Origin of the sequence: Novosphingobium sp. (assembly GCF_031417815.1) — a bacterium.
Lineage (GTDB): Bacteria > Pseudomonadota > Alphaproteobacteria > Sphingomonadales > Sphingomonadaceae > Novosphingobium.
On record NZ_JANOWI010000041.1, the window covers coordinates 139,222 to 156,799 of the forward strand.

The 17,578-nt window shown below is 62.4% G+C and carries 19 protein-coding genes; 7 read left to right on the forward strand and 12 right to left on the reverse strand.

The window, feature by feature from the left end; all coding sequences use genetic code 11:
- The first annotated feature begins 7 nt into the window (after positions 1-7).
- Positions 8-643, forward strand: coding sequence for a pilus assembly protein (locus tag RMN99_RS10410; RefSeq protein WP_309623249.1), 636 nt, complete (start codon positions 8-10; stop codon positions 641-643).
- On the opposite strand, the gene RMN99_RS10415 is transcribed toward RMN99_RS10410, so the two are convergent.
- The 7 genes from RMN99_RS10415 to RMN99_RS10445 form a co-directional block, all read right to left on the reverse strand.
- On the reverse strand, positions 644-2,017 hold the full coding sequence (locus RMN99_RS10415) for a pyruvate dehydrogenase complex E1 component subunit beta (protein WP_309623250.1): 1,374 nt from the start codon (positions 2,015-2,017) through the stop codon (positions 644-646). It abuts the gene before it with no gap.
- Positions 2,017-3,081, reverse strand: a complete 1,065-nt coding sequence (gene pdhA / locus RMN99_RS10420; RefSeq protein ID WP_309623251.1) for a pyruvate dehydrogenase (acetyl-transferring) E1 component subunit alpha — start codon at positions 3,079-3,081, stop codon at positions 2,017-2,019. The genes RMN99_RS10415 and pdhA overlap by 1 nt, the downstream gene beginning before the upstream one ends.
- Positions 3,082-3,192: 111 nt before the next feature.
- Positions 3,193-4,323 (reverse strand): tRNA guanosine(34) transglycosylase Tgt, encoded by a 1,131-nt coding sequence (tgt, locus tag RMN99_RS10425; RefSeq protein ID WP_309623252.1) that lies wholly within the window; start codon positions 4,321-4,323, stop codon positions 3,193-3,195.
- A gap of 19 nt (positions 4,324-4,342) precedes the next feature.
- Positions 4,343-5,113, reverse strand: coding sequence for an ABC transporter permease (locus RMN99_RS10430; protein ID WP_309623253.1), 771 nt, complete (start codon positions 5,111-5,113; stop codon positions 4,343-4,345).
- Entirely contained in the window at positions 5,113-6,045 is a 933-nt protein-coding gene (locus tag RMN99_RS10435; protein ID WP_309623254.1) for an ABC transporter ATP-binding protein, read from the reverse strand. The genes RMN99_RS10430 and RMN99_RS10435 overlap by 1 nt, the downstream gene beginning before the upstream one ends.
- Before the next feature lie 41 nt (positions 6,046-6,086).
- Entirely contained in the window at positions 6,087-6,509 is a 423-nt protein-coding gene (locus RMN99_RS10440; protein ID WP_309623255.1) for a hypothetical protein, read from the reverse strand.
- A 55-nt stretch (positions 6,510-6,564) separates the two neighbouring features.
- A complete protein-coding gene (locus RMN99_RS10445) occupies positions 6,565-8,001 on the reverse strand; it encodes a carotenoid oxygenase family protein (RefSeq protein ID WP_309623256.1) in 1,437 nt (478 codons plus the stop codon).
- A gap of 44 nt (positions 8,002-8,045) precedes the next feature.
- Here RMN99_RS10445 and RMN99_RS10450 point away from each other — a divergent pair, with 44 nt between their 5' ends.
- Positions 8,046-8,642, forward strand: a complete 597-nt coding sequence (locus RMN99_RS10450; RefSeq protein ID WP_309623257.1) for a TetR/AcrR family transcriptional regulator — start codon at positions 8,046-8,048, stop codon at positions 8,640-8,642.
- Here the strand turns inward: RMN99_RS10450 and queA are convergent.
- From queA to RMN99_RS10475, 5 genes are all read right to left on the reverse strand, one after another.
- Positions 8,606-9,640: a tRNA preQ1(34) S-adenosylmethionine ribosyltransferase-isomerase QueA gene (gene queA, locus RMN99_RS10455; protein WP_309623258.1), complete on the reverse strand. Its 1,035-nt coding sequence runs from the start codon at positions 9,638-9,640 to the stop codon at positions 8,606-8,608. The two genes, RMN99_RS10450 and queA, sit on opposite strands and share 37 nt — an antisense overlap.
- 39 nt (positions 9,641-9,679) lie before the next feature.
- Positions 9,680-10,354 carry a peptidylprolyl isomerase gene (locus RMN99_RS10460; protein ID WP_309623259.1) on the reverse strand — a complete coding sequence of 225 codons (675 nt, stop codon included), beginning with the start codon at positions 10,352-10,354 and terminating at the stop codon, positions 9,680-9,682.
- 91 nt (positions 10,355-10,445) lie between these two features.
- Positions 10,446-10,940 (reverse strand): pantetheine-phosphate adenylyltransferase, encoded by a 495-nt coding sequence (gene coaD, locus RMN99_RS10465; protein ID WP_309623260.1) that lies wholly within the window; start codon positions 10,938-10,940, stop codon positions 10,446-10,448.
- Entirely contained in the window at positions 10,940-11,833 is an 894-nt protein-coding gene (locus RMN99_RS10470) for a farnesyl diphosphate synthase (protein ID WP_309623261.1), read from the reverse strand. Before RMN99_RS10470 ends, coaD begins: the two co-directional genes overlap by 1 nt.
- 2 nt (positions 11,834-11,835) lie before the next feature.
- Positions 11,836-12,081: an exodeoxyribonuclease VII small subunit gene (locus tag RMN99_RS10475; RefSeq protein WP_309623262.1), complete on the reverse strand. Its 246-nt coding sequence runs from the start codon at positions 12,079-12,081 to the stop codon at positions 11,836-11,838.
- Positions 12,082-12,160: 79 nt separating this feature from the next.
- On the opposite strand from RMN99_RS10475, the gene RMN99_RS10480 reads away from it, so the two are divergent.
- From RMN99_RS10480 to RMN99_RS10500, 5 genes are all read left to right on the forward strand, one after another.
- Positions 12,161-12,628 carry a DUF2177 family protein gene (locus tag RMN99_RS10480; protein WP_309623263.1) on the forward strand — a complete coding sequence of 156 codons (468 nt, stop codon included), beginning with the start codon at positions 12,161-12,163 and terminating at the stop codon, positions 12,626-12,628.
- Positions 12,588-13,274, forward strand: a complete 687-nt coding sequence (locus RMN99_RS10485) for a hypothetical protein (protein WP_309623264.1) — start codon at positions 12,588-12,590, stop codon at positions 13,272-13,274. Before RMN99_RS10480 ends, RMN99_RS10485 begins: the two co-directional genes overlap by 41 nt.
- A 70-nt stretch (positions 13,275-13,344) precedes the next feature.
- A complete protein-coding gene (locus RMN99_RS10490; protein WP_309623265.1) occupies positions 13,345-15,093 on the forward strand; it encodes a hypothetical protein in 1,749 nt (582 codons plus the stop codon).
- 68 nt (positions 15,094-15,161) lie between these two features.
- The gene (purL, locus tag RMN99_RS10495; protein WP_309623266.1) at positions 15,162-17,387 is read left to right on the forward strand and encodes a phosphoribosylformylglycinamidine synthase subunit PurL; all 2,226 of its coding nucleotides are present in this window, start codon (positions 15,162-15,164) and stop codon (positions 17,385-17,387) included.
- Complete coding sequence (locus RMN99_RS10500) at positions 17,387-17,542, forward strand: hypothetical protein (RefSeq protein WP_309623267.1); 156 nt, start codon at positions 17,387-17,389, stop codon at positions 17,540-17,542. Before purL ends, RMN99_RS10500 begins: the two co-directional genes overlap by 1 nt.
- The last annotated feature ends 36 nt before the right edge of the window (positions 17,543-17,578 follow it).

Consider the following 17,578-nt stretch of genomic DNA (forward strand, 5'->3'; position numbering starts at 1 on the left):
GGTTGCAATGGTCGAATTTGCCCTTGGTGCGCCATTCCTGCTGATGGCGGGCCTGTGGGGTATCGAGCTTGCCAATTACGCCCTGGTCACGATGAAGGTCAATCAGCTGGCGATCCACGTCGCTGACAATGCCTCAAGAATTGGCGATAGCGCCACCCTGCAGGACCGCAAGATCTTTGAAGAGGACGTCAATGACTTGCTGCTGGGCGCGAACATCCAGGCCGGCAAAGGTCTCAATCTGTATCAACGCGGACGGGTCATCGTATCCAGCTACGAGATCTGGAAGCCCGACAATCACAAGGCCAACGGCGTCGTAACCACCGGCGGGACGCCTTACATTGCCTGGCAGCGCTGCAAAGGCGTCAAGCCGATCAAATCGGACTATGGGGTCCAGAATTCCGCGATGAAAAAAGGATTGGGTCCAGCCGGTGAGGAGGTTTACCCCGAACCCGAAACCCCGATTATTTTTGTTGAAATTACATATGATTATCAGCCGATATTCAGCACAGGATTCATCAGTTCCACCACGATAAAATCCTATTCCAGCTTCGTCGTGCGGGACGTTCGCGACCAATGGGACATTTACAAGCGCAACGCCGGCACGCCGATCGCCGATTGCAAAATCTACGATACGTTCACCTGATCAGCGATAGCAGACCTGCTTGACCGCCGCGATGATCCGCGGCGCATCGATGATCGCGGCCTTTTCCAGATTGGCGGCATAAGGCAGCGGGACATCCTCGTTGCAGACCCGCAGCACCGGCGCATCGAGATTGTCGAAGCCCTGCTCCATGCACACTGCGATGATCTCGCTGGCAATGCCGCATTGCGGCCAGCCTTCTTCCGCCACCACGATCCGGTTGGTCTTGGCGAGCGAGGCGAGCACCGTTTCGGTATCGAGCGGGCGCAGCGTGCGCAGATCGACCACTTCGGCGTCGATGCCCTCTGCGGCCAGCGCCTCGGCGGCATCCAGCGCCAGTCCGACGCCGATCGAATAACTGACGATCGTCACGTCCTTGCCCTCGCGCATGATCCGCGCCTTGCCGATCGGCAACACGTGATCGTCAAGTTCCGGCAGTTCGAAAGTGCGGCCATAGAGCAGCTCGTTTTCGAGGAATACCACCGGGTCCTCGCTGCGGATCGCGGCCTTCAACAGCCCCTTGGCGTCTGCCGCATCATACGGCGCGATCACGATCAACCCGGGCACGCTGGCATACCACGGCCCATAGTTCTGGCTGTGTTGCGCCCCCACCCGGCTGGCCGCGCCGTTGGGGCCGCGGAACACGATCGGACAGCGCATCTGCCCGCCCGACATGTAGTTGGTCTTGGCCGCCGAATTGATCACGTGATCGATCGCCTGCATCGCGAAGTTGAAGGTCATGAATTCGACGATCGGACGCAGGCCGCCCATCGCTGCCCCGGTGCCGATCCCGGCAAAGCCGTATTCGGTGATCGGGGTATCGATCACTCGCTTGGGACCGAATTCGTCGAGCAGCCCCTGGGTGACCTTGTAGGCGCCCTGATACTGCGCCACTTCCTCACCCATCACGAACACGCGGTCGTCGCGCCGCATTTCCTCGGCCATGGCATCGCGCAAGGCTTCGCGCAGCGTGATCTGGCGCATGTTGGTGCCGGCGGGGATGCTGGGGTCTAACGGTCGGGCTGCCGCTTCGGGACGCACTGGCCCACCCCCAACCCCACCCGCCAGCGGGAGGGGGGAAGGTTGCGCGACAGGCACCCCACCCGCTTGCGGGAGGGGTCGGGGGTGGGCTTCTTCGCCTTCCCCAATCACCGCAATCACAGTGCCGACTTTCACCCCCTCGGTGCCCTCAGCCACGAGGATCTTGCCGATCACGCCCTCATCGATCGATTCAAACTCCATCGTCGCCTTGTCGGTTTCGATCTCGGCAAGGATGTCGCCGGATTTGACCGTGTCGCCTTCCTTGACCAGCCACTTGGCCAGGGTGCCCTCTTCCATGGTCGGCGAAAGCGCCGGCATCTTCAGCTCGATACCCATCAGTAGCGCTCCACCAGAATGTCAGTGTAGAGTTCGCTCATTTCGGGCTCGGGCGAATTTTCGGCAAAATCGGCAGCTTCACCCACCGCAGCGCGGATCGTCTTTTCGAGCTCTTTGAGCCGCTCCTCGGTTACGCCGCGCTTCAGCAGCTCGGCCTTGGCAGCGTCGATCGGATCGTGCTTGTCGCGCATTTCCTGCACTTCCTCGCGGCTGCGATACTTGGCCGGATCGGACATCGAGTGGCCGCGATAACGGTAGGTTACCAGTTCCATCAGCACCGGACCCTTGCCGCCGCGGACGTGCTTCAGCGCCACTTCGGCGGCGGCGCGCACTTCGAGCACGTCCATCCCGTTGACGCTGATGCCGGGGATGCGGAACGCGGTACCGCGGCGGTGGAAGTGGGTTTCTGCACTGCCGCGGTTGACCGCGGTGCCCATCGCATAGCCGTTGTTTTCCACCACGAACACGATCGGCAGGGCCCACAGCGCAGCCATGTTGAAGGCTTCGTAGACCTGGCCCTGGTTGGCCGCGCCATCGCCGAAATAGGCCATGCAGACGCCGCCATCTTCGCGGTACTTGTGCGCGAACGCCAGCCCTGCACCCAGCGGCACCTGTGCGCCGACGATGCCGTGGCCGCCATAGAATTTATGCTCGGTCGAGAACATGTGCATCGACCCGCCCTTACCCTTGGAAATCCCGGCACCGCGCCCGGTCAGCTCGGCCATGATAACCTTGGGGTCGATCCCATAGGCGAGCATGTGGCCGTGATCGCGGTAACCGGTGATGACGCTGTCCTTGCCTTCCTCAAGCGCCGATTGCAGCCCCACCGCAACCGCTTCCTGGCCGATGTAGAGGTGGCAGAACCCGCCGATCAGCCCGAGGCCATAAAGTTGCCCGGCCTTTTCTTCAAACCGGCGGATCAGCAGCATCGTCTCGTAGAACTGCAGCAATTCCGCATCGCTTGCCGCGTAGCGCGGGCTGGTCTCAAGTGCGTCTTGCAAGCTGCGCAGCGCAAAGGGTTCGTCGGCGGCGTCAGCTTTGCTCTTCGGTGCAGTCTTGGCCAAGTTGGGCTCCCCTGGGGATTGGGACGTCGATTTCGGCCTATAGGGCCAAGCTCCCGTAAGGGAAATGGCCGCATACGAATTTGTTATGTGCGGGCTGCGAATGCAATCGGCTCAGCGCAGATAATCACGCCGGAAATCGGCAGCAAATGCGACAAAGCGCGTTTCCGCGATGGCGCTGCGCATGCCCGCCATCAAGGCCTGATAAAAAGTCAGGTTATGTTCGGTCAGCAGCATCGCGCCAAGGATTTCGCCCGATTTGACCAAGTGGTGCAGATAGGCCCGGCTGTATTTGCTGCAGGCATCGCACGGACAGCCTTGCGCCAGCGGGGCGCTGTCTTCGGCGTGCTTTGCATTGCGGATGTTGACCGGTCCCGCCCAGGTAAAGGCCTGCCCGTTGCGGCCCGAGCGGGTCGGCAGTACGCAATCGAACATATCGACCCCGCGTTCCACCGCGCCGACCAGATCGTCGGGTTTGCCGACCCCCATCAGGTAGCGGGGCTTATCTTGCGGCAGCATATCGGGGGCATAATCGAGCACGGCGAACATCGCCTTTTGCCCTTCGCCCACCGCCAGCCCGCCGATCGCGTAGCCATCGAAGCCGATCGCCTGCAGCGCTTCGGCGCTTTCGCGGCGCAAGACTTGGTCCAATGCGCCTTGCTGGATCCCGAACAATGCCGCTCGCTCAGCATGTTCCGACCCCGAATCGAACCCGTCGCGGCTGCGCTTGGCCCAGCGCATCGACATCCGCATCGATTCTGCGATCACATCGGGCGGGGCATCGGCGCGCGGGCATTCGTCGAACGCCATGACGATATCGCTGCCCAGCAGCCGCTGGATTTCCATCGACCGTTCCGGGGTCAGCAAATGGCGCGAACCGTCGATATGGCTCGCGAAGGTCACCCCGTCCTCGGTAATCTTGCGCAGTTCCGAAAGGCTCATCACCTGATAGCCGCCGCTGTCGGTCAGGATCGGGCGGTCCCAGTTCATGAACGTGTGCAGCCCGCCCAGCCGCGCCACGCGCTCTGCGCCGGGGCGCAGCATCAGGTGATAGGTGTTGCCCAGCAGGATATCTGCCCCGGTGGCGCGCACCGTTTCGGGCTTCATCGCCTTGACCGTGGCGGCGGTGCCGACCGGCATGAACGCAGGCGTGCGGATTTCGCCGCGGCGCATCCGGATCATACCGGTGCGGGCCTTGCCATCGCGGGCGTGGACGGCGAAATCGAAGCGCGGGACGGCAGACATGGCGCCGCCCTCTATACGGTCAGGCGCGCAGACGCCAGCCGGTGCGGAAGATCGTGGTGATCACGCCGATGCACAGCAGCAGGAAGCCAAAGGTGATGGCCATGCTGGTGCCAAAGGCAATGTCGGCCTGGCCGGTGAAGCACCAGCGCAGCCCGCTGACCAGATAAACGATCGGATTGAACAGCGCGACGGTGCGCCACGGATCGGGCAGCATGTCGATCGAATAGAAGGTGCCGCCAAGAAACGTCAGCGGCTGCAGGATCAGCAGCGGGACGATGCCCAGCTTCTCGAACCCATCGGCCCAGCAGCCCAGGATAAACCCGAACAGCGCGAAAGCCGATGCCACCAGCACCACGAACATCAGCGCCAGCCACGGGTGAACGATATGGTAATCGACGAAAAAGCTGGCCGTCATCAGGATGATCGCGGTCAGGATCAGCGATTTCGTCACCGCCGCGCCGACAAAGCCGACCAACGTCTCGGCAACGCCGACCGGTGCCGACAGCAGTTCATAGATCGTGCCGGTAAACCGCGGCATATAGATCCCGAAACTGGCGTTGCTGGTCGTTTCGCCCAGCAAGGTCAGCAACAGCAGGCCGGGGATGATGAAGGCCCCGTAACTTACTCCGCCAACCTCGGCGATGCGCCCGCCGATCGCAGCGCCGAACACCACGAAATAAAGCGAAGTGGTGAGCACCGGGGCGAAGATCGACTGGAAGAAGGTGCGGAACGCCCGCATCAGTTCGTTCCAGTAGATCGCGAAGGCGCCGCGCGCGTTGAAGTGGCCCATCACGCGTTCTCCACCAGACGCACGAAGATGTCTTCCAGGCTCGACTGGTGCTGGTCGATCCCGGTGAACACAATGTTTTGCGCCACCAGCGTGCGGATCAGGTCGGCCACGCCTTCGCGCGCTGCATCGGTCCCGCCATCGCCGGTGAAGACCAGCAGCCTGCCCTCGTCCTTCAACGCGACTTGCTTGCCCGCCAAAGCCGCCGGCAGCGCGGTCAGCGGCTGGGCCAGCATGATCTCGGCCGTCACGCTGCCCATCCGCGCCATCAGCGCGCGCTTTTCCTCGACCAGCAGCAGCTTGCCGTTGTCAATCACACCCACCCGGTCGGCCATCTCCTCGGCCTCTTCGATGTAGTGGGTGGTCAGGATGATGGTGGTGCCGGCATCACGCAGTTCGCCGATCTGGCGCCACATATCGCGGCGCAGCTCGACATCGACCCCGGCGGTGGGTTCGTCGAGGAACAGCAGTTCGGGTTCGTGCGCCAGCGCCTTGGCAATCAGCACCCGGCGCTTCATCCCGCCTGACAAGTGCCGGATCTGGCTGTCGCGCTTATCCCACAACGAAAGGTTGCGCAGGATCGTCTCTATCTTCGCCGCATCGGGCGCAAGGCCGAACAGCCCGCGCGAAAAGCGCACCGTATCGATCACCTTGGTGAACATGTCGGTGGCCATTTCCTGCGGGACCAGACCAATCCGGCGGCGCGCATCGCGCCACTGCTTCGCAAGATCCTGACCAAACGCGGTGATGGTCCCGCCCGATGGTCGCACCAGACCGCAGACCGCGCCGATCAGCGTTGTCTTGCCTGCCCCGTTCGGCCCCAGCAGCGCAAAAATTTCGCCGCGGCGAATATCCAGATCGACCGCTTCCAGCGCCGTCGGCCCATCCTTGTAATGTTTGGTGAGGCCGCGCAGCGACAGGATCGGTTGATTCATCGCGGCAACAAGTGGCGATTTGAAATTGAAATGCAAGGGTTTCAAATATGCCTGTTGCGTTCGACCAGCCCGACCAGCCCATCACGTACCGCAGCCCAGGCCGCCTTCTCGGATTCGGTGGCGGGCGCTGCGGCAGGTTCGACAACGTCGAGGAAGGCCTCGATAAATCCGCGATACCAATCAGGCGGCACGCCCAGCGCGACGCGGTGCTGCGGCACCGACGTATCGAAATAGATCCGCGCCTCCACCGGGTTTTCAAACCAGCGCATCACATAATAGAGCGTGTTGCCGACCATCTCGGCCTCAAGGCTGGCGGGATTGTGCGGGGAATGGTGGACAAAGCTGGCCCGCGCACCGGGATAGCGCGCGTAAAACAGATCCATCACCGGCTGGGTGACATCGCCCAGTGCCTCAGCCGCGCGGCCAAGACCGGTCTCGATCTGTTCAGAACGTGGATCTGTCACGCCGCCCTCCCCGGCCCGGCTTAGACCAGGGAGCGGCAGCTTGTCATGACCTCGGTCAAGCGTCGGGCAGCCAATTGCCGTGGAAGCCTGGCGGAATGCGGTGCGGAATATGCACGGCCGCAACGGGCGGTTTGGTGATATCGGCGGCATCAAGGATGACCAGATCGGTAGTATCGCTGATGGTATCGATCACGTAACCGATCATCCAGCCATCGCCTTCCTGTGCGTCATGGCTGCGCGGCACGAACACGAATTCGCCCGGAACGCGCCCTGCCCCGAAGTGGCAAACCTGGCGCTCACCCGTTGCGAGATCGTGGCGGTACAGCGGTTGTTCGCCAAGGTACGCCGGGTTGGCATCACCGGGAATGCCGATTGCCCAGGCATAGCGATAGGGCTGGCCGAAGAAGCGCTCGTCTGGACGCGGGAATTCCTGCGGGGCAGCATCGATGGTGCGGCGGGCAACCTTTCGGGTCGCCGGATCGACGGTCCACCGTTCGAACCCGGCCGAATTGCCGTTCGGTCCTTCGGCGCCTTCGGAAAACATCGTTTCATAGACCGCGCTATCGATGATGACTTTGCCTTCAGCGTCTTCATAGGAATTGGCGACGTGAAAGACATAGCACGGATCGACATCGCACCAGATCACGTTGTCCGCTCCGCCGGTCCTGGGCAGCAGGCCGACCCGGGCCTTGTGTTCCGGGTTCCAGCGATAGGGGAAGCCCTGCCCCGCGATCAGTGATTTCATCGAGAACGTCACCGGCAGGTCGAGGATCACCACATAGTTTTCAGTGATCGTGCATTCGTGGATCGAAGGGCCGTGTTCAACCGGGATCGCAAGTTCGCGCACCACTTTGCCTTCCGGGGACAGCACCACGTGCCACACCCGGTCGGGCGCCATCGCATCATAGGTGATTGCGTGGAATTCACCGGTTAGCGGGTCTTCGTGCGGATGGGCGGTGAACGGCGCGGTCAAGGTGCCGCCGAAATCGGTGTAGGCCACGGTTTCCAGATTGTCGTCAAGCAGCGCCGGCGAAGACCCGGCTTCGACGATCGCGGTGATCTGGCCGGCGATCTGGACCACATTGGTGTTGACCCCGTCGCGCTGCGACCGGCGCGGACCCGGTGCGGCCTTGGGGCCTCCCGCAGCTTCAAGCATCTGGCTGCGGATATAGCGGTTGCGATACCATTCGGCCTTGCCATCCTTCAGCCGCACGCCGTGGACCATGCCATCACCAATGAACCAGTGATGCCCGCGCGGATCGGGCTTGAACGGGTTGGGCCCGATCCTGACGTAACGCCCGGCGAGCTGCGCGGGGATCGATCCGGTGACCTTGAGATCGGTCAGCGTGCGCTCTTCATGCATCGGGGTGTGGATGCCGGTCAGGAACGGATGTTCGGCTTCGCCATCCATCCGCACGCGGTTGAATCCGGCCACTGCCTGGATGCCCTTGGTCACCACGCCGCGGATTGCAGTTTCGACTACGCTTGCCATCTCGCGAATCTCCTCTTAATGTTTCTGCTGTAAACATAGAGGCCATGGTAACAGTGTCAACATCGAAAGCGTATCACCACGGCGATCTGCGCACGGCGCTGGTCGAGGCGGGGCTGCGCCACCTCGAAGCGGGCGGCGAAACGGACATTTCGCTGCGCCAGCTGGCCCGCGAGGTTGGCGTCTCGGCAACGGCTGTCTATCGCCACTTTCCCGACAAGAAGGCGCTGCTGGCTGCGCTGGCTGAAAGCGGAATTGCCAGATTGGGCGAAGCACAGCGCATCGCATCGGAACATGCCGGCGGCGGGCCAGCCGGATTTGCGGCCACCGGGCGCGCCTATGTCCACTTTGCTTTGGACAATCCCGCGCTGTTCAGATTGACCTTCACCCACGCCGGCCACGCCGGATCGCCAACCAACAGCAGCGACGAACCCTCGCGCTTGTTGCGCAGCTATTCCGAACAGTTTGGCGGCGAAAATGCCGAACGGCTGACCTTGCAGGCCTGGGCCGTGGCACACGGCCTCGCCATGCTGATGCTCGACGGCCGATTGCCACCTGACGATGCCCTGATCAACCGGGTAATCGATACAAAGTCGTTGTTCCCCGCTCAGCCCTCGGGCAGCAACAACGACGCATCGCCGTAGCTGTAAAAGCGGTAATCCTGCGTGATAGCATATGCATAGGCCGCCTGCATCCGCGCGCGCCCCATCAACGCCGAAACCAGCATGAACAGCGTCGATTTGGGCAGGTGGAAGTTGGTCATCAGCCCGTCAACGCCCTTGAAGCGGTAGCCCGGGGTGATGAAAATTGCGGTATCGCCGCTGAAGGGATGGATCGTCCGGGCATCATCTGCCGCGCTTTCGAGAAGACGCAGGCTGGTGGTGCCGACTGCAATCACCCTGCCCCCACCCGCGCGCACCGCGCCAAGCCGCGCAGCCACTTGCGGAGAGATCGTGCCCCATTCGGCGTGCATCTTGTGATCGGCGGTATCCTCGGCCTTGACCGGCAGAAAGGTCCCCGCCCCGACATGCAAGGTCAGCGTTTCATGGCCAATCCCGGCCTTGGCCAGCGCAGCCATCAGGCCGGGGGTGAAATGCAATGCCGCGGTGGGTGCCGCAACAGCCCCATCCTGCGCCGCAAACATCGTCTGATAATCGGCCTGGTCCAGCGCATCGGTCGGGCGCTTGCCCGCGATGTACGGCGGCAGCGGCATCTGCCCAGCGCGTTCGAGCAGCAGTTCGACGGGTTCTTCGCCGTGAAACGCCAAGGTCCAGCTGCCATCATCGCCGCGCGCTTCGGCGCTGGCGGCAACCCCGCCAGCAAATTCGATCACATCGCCGGGGCGCAGCCGCTTGGCATTGCGCACGAACGCCTGCCAGCGCCGCAGGTCGATCCGCTTGTGCAGCGTTGCCCCGATCCTTGCCGCACCGCGTCGCCCTTCAAGCTGCGCCGGGATCACGCGGGTATCGTTGAAGACCAGCACATCACCCTTGCGCAACAGACCGGGCAGATCGCGCACGCCGCGGTCTTGAAAGGCGCCCTCGCCCGTTACCACCAGCATCCGCGCCGCATCGCGCGGCCGCGCCGGGCGCAGCGCTATCCGTTCTGGCGGAAGCTCAAAATCAAACAGATCAACGCGCATGATACCTCGTCATCCCGGGCCTGACCCAGGACGACGCCATCAATTCGATTTCGAATTGTTCAGCTGGCTGGCCGAAATCGACGGCATCGCGGGGGCCGCTACAGGGGCCGGCTGCGCCTTGCCATCGGACAGGATCGAGGCCTGGACAATTTTGGTAGGGCTGGCGGGCGGTTCGCCGCGCTGGATTGCATCGACAATATCCATGCCCGAAATCACCCGGCCGAAATTGGTGTAGCGGTGATCGAGTGCAAAGCGCGGATAGAACACGATGAAGAACTGGCTGTTGGCAGTATCGGGCTGTTCGGTCCGCGCCATCGAAACAGTGCCGCGCACATGTGGCATGAAGTTGAATTCGGCCTTGAGGTCGGGCATGGACGAGCCGCCGGTGCCGGTGCCGGTGGGATCACCGGTCTGCGCCATGAAGCCATCGATCACGCGGTGGAACACGATCCCGTTGTAGAAACCCTGACGGGTCAGCAGCTTGATCCGTTCGATATGGCCCGGCGCCCAGGCTGGCATCAGCCGGATCATCACCCGTCCGCCGTTCGACAGATCGAGCACCAGAATGTTGTCAGGATCCTTGGCCGGATCGGGATCAACGTATGCGCTAAGCTGCACCGGTGCAGGTGTGGGCGCGGGCTTGTCCTTGGCGGAAAGCGGGCCAGCGGCAAGCGTCAAACCCAGCAGGGCAGCGGCGATCAGGCGGGTTTTCATAAGGGTGTGTGACTCACGGTAAGGCAATTGCGGCGTCCGAATAGCCTTCGCTGCCTGACAAGGCAATGAACGGGATTTCGAAAGCGGCGGATCAGCGCTGGCCGGCAATCCGCGCCACCACATCATCGCGCACCGCCGGGCTGACGAATTTGGAAATATCGCCGCCATAGATGGCAATTTCCTTGACCAGCCGCGATGCGATCGGCTGCAGCGCCACGTCTGCCATCAGGAACACCGTTTCGACATCGTGGTTGAGTTGCCGGTTCATGCCGGTGAGCTGATATTCATACTCGAAGTCGGTCACCCCGCGGATGCCGCGGATCACCACCTGAGCCCCTTGGGCATCAGCAAAATCCATCAGCAGCGAATTGAAACCGACCACACGGATCTTGGCATTGCCGACCCCGGCAATTTCGCGCTCGACCATCGCCATGCGCTCGTCATCACTGAACATCGGGCTCTTGGCGATGTTTGTGGTGACGCCAATGATCAGTTCATCGACCAGCTTCGCGCCGCGTTCGATGATGTCCATGTGGCCCAGCGTGATCGGATCGAAAGTGCCGGGGTATACGCCGATGCGCTTCATCAATGGTCCCTTTCCACAATGTACCGGGCCAGCGCCCGCAGCACGTCTGCCTCGTTGCCATGGCTGGCGAGTTGAGCAATCGCCTGATCGACCAGCATCTGCGCCTGTTCGCGCGCCCGTTCTGCCCCCATCAGGCCGACAAAGGTAGCCTTGCCAGCGGCGGCATCCTTGCGCAGCGCCTTGCCGGCTTTGGCCGCATCACCCTGATGGTCGAGCAGATCATCGGCGATCTGGAAGGCCAGTCCGATATCGCGGGCATAACCGCGCAAGTGTGAGCGGCCTTCGGACGCAACCTTGCCCATCACCGCGCCCATTTCCACCGCTGCGCCAAGCAGCGCGCCGGTCTTGAGCTGTTGCAAGCGGGTGATTTCGCGCATGCCGAGCGCCGCTCCTTCGGCCGTAATGTCAAGCGCCTGACCGCCCACCATGCCCCCGGCCCCGGCTCCGCGCGCCAGCACTTCGACCAGTTCCGCCCGAACGAACGGATCGCCGCTGGTGGCAGGATCGGCGATCACTTCGAACGCAAACGCCTGCAAGGCATCGCCGACCAGCACCGCCATTGCCTCGCCAAAGGCCTTGTGGACCGTTGGCTTGCCGTGGCGCAGATCGTCATCGTCCATGCAGGGCAAGTCGTCATGCACCAGCGAATAGGCATGGATCGCCTCGATCGCGGTTCCGGCCCGCAGCGCCTGCGTGCGATCAACCCCATACATCGCGGCGGTGGCGGTCAGCAGCAGCGGGCGAAGCCGCTTGCCCCCGCCGATCGCGGCATGGCGCATGGCCTGCGCCAGCACACCCGTTGCGCCAGCAGGCAGCAGTGCATCGAACAGCGAGTCGATATCGCGCGCGATGGCACCAAGCGAAGCGGCCAGCAGCGGATCGGGTGGAGCCATGGTCAGGCGTCGAACGGGGCGGTGCCGGCCGCTTCGCCCGAAGCCCCGGCCACAATCTTTTCGATCCGCATCTGTGCCGCATCAAGCCGCGCCTGGCAGTGCTGCCGCAACTGCTCACCGCGCTCATACAGTCCGATCGTGGCATCAAGCGGCACTTCGCCGCTTTCCAGCTTGCGAACGATGTCTTCCAGCGCACGCAGCGCATCTTCAAAACTCATCGCGGCAATGTCGGGTTCGGTATCACTCATGACACAAGCATTGACCGCGCGCGGCGCAGCGGTCAAGTTGCATGGCAACGCGGCATCGAGGCCGCGCACAGGAGTTTTCATGATCCTCAAATGGTTTCTCGCCTATATCGCGACCGGTCTGTTCTTCGGAGCGCTTGACGCTGTGTGGCTACGCTTTACCGCTCCGCTGCTCTATCGCCCGGCGCTGGGCGATCTGCTGGCCGAAAAGATCCGCGTCGGCCCGGCGGTGGCGTTTTATTTCATCTACGTTGCCGCGCTGACGTTCTTCGCGGTTATTCCGGGCCTGATGTTCAACCAGGCCGGGGGCACGATCCAGGGCACCGCAGTGGCGGTGATGCGCGGGGCCTTCTTCGGCTTTGCCGCCTACGCGACCTATGATCTGACCAACCAGGCAACGCTGAGGCGCTGGCCCACCGAAGTCACGCTGATCGATCTGGCCTGGGGCGCGGCGGCCAGCGGGCTTGCGGCCGGTCTTGCCGTGCTGGCACTGACCAAGCTGGGTTTGCTTGAGCAGCTCGGCAAGGCTGCCGGCGGCGAAATGGGCTGATCCAGCCATGTTCATCGGCCACTGGGCACCGGCGCTGGTAGTCGGCGCGGTCCGGAAGAAACCGGGCCTCGCCACACTGTTCATCGCCGCCCAGCTGGTTGACTGGCTGTTCTTTGGGTTCCTGCTGCTGGGGTGGGAGCATATGCGGATCACGCCGGGCATCTCGGCGATGAACCCGATGGACCTCTATGACATGCCGGCCACCCACAGCCTGAAAGGCACGCTGGGTTTTGCGATGGTTTATTTCGGGCTGGTCTGGCTCTTGACCAAGGACCGGACCGCCGGGGTGTTCGCCGCCGCGGTGGTGGTATCGCACTGGCTGCTCGATCTGCTGGTCCATATCCCTGATCTGACGATCACCGGATCGCCGCCCAAGCTGGGCCTTGGTCTGTGGAACTATCCATGGATCGAAATGCCGCTGGAATTGGGCATCACCTTTGGCGCGCTGTGGTTCTACAACAAGCATCGCCGGCCCGCGATTGGCCGGGTCTATGCTCTGGGCCTGATCCTGCTGGTGCTGCAAGCCGTCAACTGGTTTGGCCCGGTTGATACTGAAGTAACGATGGCCACCAGCTTGCTGGCGTTCTTCGCCTTTGGCCTGTCGACCTGGACGGCATGGTGGATAGGAGAAAGCGCGCGAAGCTGAACTGTCCAGCCAACTCTCTTGGGCAGTGTGGAGCCGCATTCGCCAAAAATGGCGCGAGGAGGATCGGCTGATGCGATATCCAACACTGGCGTCACTGTCGGCCATGTTCTTGATGGCCACGTCGAGCACACCCAGCCAAGCTCTTTCAAATGACGAGCTGATTGACCTGGCGATCGGCGCTGTAAATCCAGACCTGCGCCCGGCCCGACCGATAATTGTTTGTGCCATCGGCGGCACTGCGGTTGAAACCTGCGCAAAAAATGCCGCGAATGGCCAGATCAGCGAAAAGATGGGCAGCCTGATGGCTGACATCAGTTACACCGTTTATATCTACGAGCTGGCCAAATCGGGCAACTTCCCCAAATTGGTGAGCTCGCTGGGATTGACCGTGGCCTGCGCCGCATTCGGGCAGGTGCCGGGAAGCGGTATCGTTTGCAACACGTACGCCGGAGCCATCGTCAATTTCAGTGCCTCCGCGATCAACAAAACCGGCTCCATTGCCAAGGAAGTCGGCACAACGGTGGTCAACAGTCTGGTCGGCGCGGGTACTGCAGTTACCTGCTTCACCGGAATCTATTGCCCCGACGATGACAAGGATGATCCGAACAAGTTCAACTATCATTTCCCGGGAGGGAAGCTCTCGATCGTCAAGTTCGATATTGCCGCTGTGTGGCAGAATGACTTCGTGCCGCGCCTTGGCGAAGGGATTGCCGCACGACTGACCGATCCTGACCATCTGGCACGGATGATCGCGGTCCCACAGCCAAGGCTTGGTTCGTGGTCCAACCCCAGTGGTGGCAGTTCCCCAAATTCACCAGCGATCGACGCTGTGATCGATCAAGTCGGCGTGGCCAGCTATTTCCTGTCGGGTGATGCGCTGGGTTCGGGAACGGTCAACCAAAGGGTTTCCGAATTGCTGGCCATACATAAGGTTTCGCCGCTTCCCGCCAACCTGCTTGACGTCAATGCCCAAGCCTTTGAACCTCTTGCCAAGGAACTGAACGCGCGTTGGGTTCAGGAAGTAAACAAGGCGGCCGGGGAACTGTTGGCCGATTACCCGGTCAAGGTTCAGATGGCGCAGCAATCGTGGCGGAACGACACATTGCCCAAACTGGCCGTCGATCATTTCGATTGGGCCATTCCGCATATCGGCAAATGGCAGGAACCGCTGCTGCAGGCCTGCCGCGATAGCGTTGAAGCGCCGCTTCGGACCTTGGTCAACTGGGGCGCCGGTGCCGCGCGCGCGCATGACAATGGCTATAGCGGACCTGCAACCCTGGTTGGCGGCCAAGGACCGGCCTATTGGGCTGGGAGATCGCGCAATTGGTGTGGCGACACCTTCAATCTGGAACTGGCCGGTCGCCGCCAGTCGTTTGATGCGGCTATCAGCTGGGGCTGCGTACGCCGCAAAAACGGGGAGAAAGGGCTCGATTGCCCGGCTGAACCCAAAACAGTGCCTGCAGGTCCCAAAGTTGTGATGACCCCCGATGGCCCAAAGGTTGTGCAGGCGCAGAGCAGCATCGGCGTAGTCCCGGTTGAGTTATGCCGCGAAGCCTATGCGCCCTTCGATAACAAGTATTGCCGGGTGGCTACAGCACGGCAGCCGGTCTTTCCTGGTCTTTTCAGCAAGGTGCCGATCCAGCGCCGCACACAGCCCGGGCCAAGTCCCAGTCCCGCCCCAACCACTCGCCCAAGCGCCAGTCCGCAAGTGGAACCGCCGCCGGTGGGACCGGTCCGCCGACTACCGCCGGTTCCACAGCCCGACCCCACACCAAGCCCTGAAGCAACGTTGCTGCCGGTCATACGAAGGCCAGGCTAGGCAGATTTCCCCGCCAAAGGGTGTTTGAGCACTGGCGAGAATCGCGCTCCGCCGCTATGCGCCCGCGCATGGCCGAAATTACTGCTGATGTCGTTGCCCAGCACGGGCTGTCCGAGGAAGAATATGCCCGCGTACTCCACGCGCTGGGGCGTGAGCCAAACATGGTCGAGCTGGGCATCTTCTCGGTCATGTGGTCCGAGCATTGCAGCTACAAATCGAGCCGCCTGCACCTCAAGAAACTGCCCACCGAAGCGCCGTGGGTGATCTGCGGCCCGGGCGAGAACGCGGGCGTGATCGATATCGGCGATGGCCAGGCGGCAATCTTCAAGATGGAGAGCCACAACCACCCGAGCTACATCGAACCCTATCAGGGCGCGGCGACCGGCGTGGGCGGCATCCTGCGCGATGTCTTCACCATGGGCGCGCGGCCGATTGCCAACATGAACGCGCTGCGTTTTGGCGATCCCAAGCACCCCAAGATGAAGTCGCTTGTGAAGGGCGTGGTCGCGGGGATCGGCGGTTACGGCAACTGCGTGGGCGTGCCCACCGTGGGCGGCGAAACCAATTTCCACAGCGCTTACGATGGCAATATCCTGGTCAACGCGATGACCGTTGGCGTGGCCGATCAGGACAAGATCTTCTATTCCGCCGCCACTGGCCTTGGCAATCCGATCGTCTATGTCGGCAGCAAGACCGGACGCGACGGAATTCACGGCGCGACCATGGCCAGCGCCGATTTCGGCGATGATATCGATGCAAAACGCCCGACGGTGCAAGTCGGCGATCCATTCGTCGAAAAGCTGCTGATCGAGGCCTGCCTTGAACTGATGGCGACCGACGCGATCGTCGCGATCCAGGACATGGGCGCGGCCGGGCTGACCTCCAGCTCGGTCGAAATGGCCACCAACGGCAAGGCCGGGATCATTCTCGACATGGACAAGGTGCCGTGCCGCGAACAGGGCATGACGCCGTACGAAATGATGCTGAGCGAGAGCCAGGAGCGGATGCTGATGGTCCTCAAGCCCGGCAAGGAGCCGATGGCTGAGGCGATTTTCAAGAAGTGGGAGCTGGACTTCGCGGTGATCGGCGAAGTGACCGATACCGGCCACATGGTGCTGACCTGGCAGGGCGAGGTGGTCTGCGACATTCCGCTGGGTCCCTTGGCCGAGGACGCGCCACTGTATGATCGCCCGGCGCTGAGCCTTGCGGACTACAAGGTCTGGGCAAATGTCGCGCCGCTGGGCGATGTGCCCGAAAGCACCGATATCGGCGCGGACCTGCTCAAGCTGATGGCTTGCCCTGATCTCGCCAGCCGGCGCTGGATCTGGGAGCAGTATGACAGCCAGGTCGGCGCCGATACGCTGCAGAAAAGCGGCGGCGACGCGGCAGTGGTGCGGATCCACGGGCACAAGAAGGCGCTGGCGATCACCACCGATTGCACCCCGCGCTATTGCTACGCCGACCCCTACGAAGGCGGCAAGCAAGCGGTGGCGGAAACCTATCGCAATTTGTCAGCAGTCGGTGCCAAGCCGCTGGCAATCACCAATTGCCTCAACTTCGCCAACCCGCAGCGGCCCGAAATCATGGCCCAGATCGTCGAGTGCTTGCGCGGCATGGGCGATGCCTGCCGTGCGCTGGACTATCCGATCGTGAGCGGTAATGTGTCGCTGTATAACGAGAGCAAGGCGACTGGCGGTGGCTCGGCCATCCTGCCGACGTCGGCGATTGGCGGGGTTGGTATAATTGACGACCATCAGACGATGGCGACGATTGGGTTCAAGGCTGAGGGTGATCTGATCGTCCTTATCTGCCATTCCTCAGGCCATCTGGGTCAATCGCTCTACTTGCGCGAATTGCATGGCCGCGAAGCGGGCGCGCCGCCGCCGGTTGATCTGGTCAAGGAACGCGCAGCGGGCGAAATAGTGCGCGCTCTGATCGCCGATGGCCTTGTCAGCGCGGTGCACGACTGCGCGGATGGCGGCGCAGCGGTGGCCATGGCCGAAATGGCGCTGGCCGGAAACATCGGCTTCGTCAGCCAGATCGCCCCCGGTATGCCGTCACTGGCAGGACTTTACTTCGGCGAAGACCAGGGCCGCTACCTTGTGACCACCAAGGATTTTGCCGCGATCAAGGCCCGCACCGATGCCGCCGGATTGATAGCGGTTCCGGTTGGTCAAACCGGCGGCCAAGCCTGCACTTTCAAATACATCGAAAGCGGCAGCGAGCAGTCAGTTTCCCTCACCGCCCTGCGTGAAGCCAGTGACAGCTTCTTCCGCGATTGGATGGAAAGCTGATGGCCGATTTGTACCTCAAGGCGCTGGAGAGCGAGCGCAAGCAGTTGTGGGCGACGTGCCGGCTCAAGGGTCTGGCGCGCGGCACCCCGGAGCGCGACCGGATTGCGGCGCTTGATGGCCTGATTGGTGAGCACAAGGGCAAGCGCGGGGATTGAGGGTGCACTCCACTATCGCCCCACCACACCCGTCAC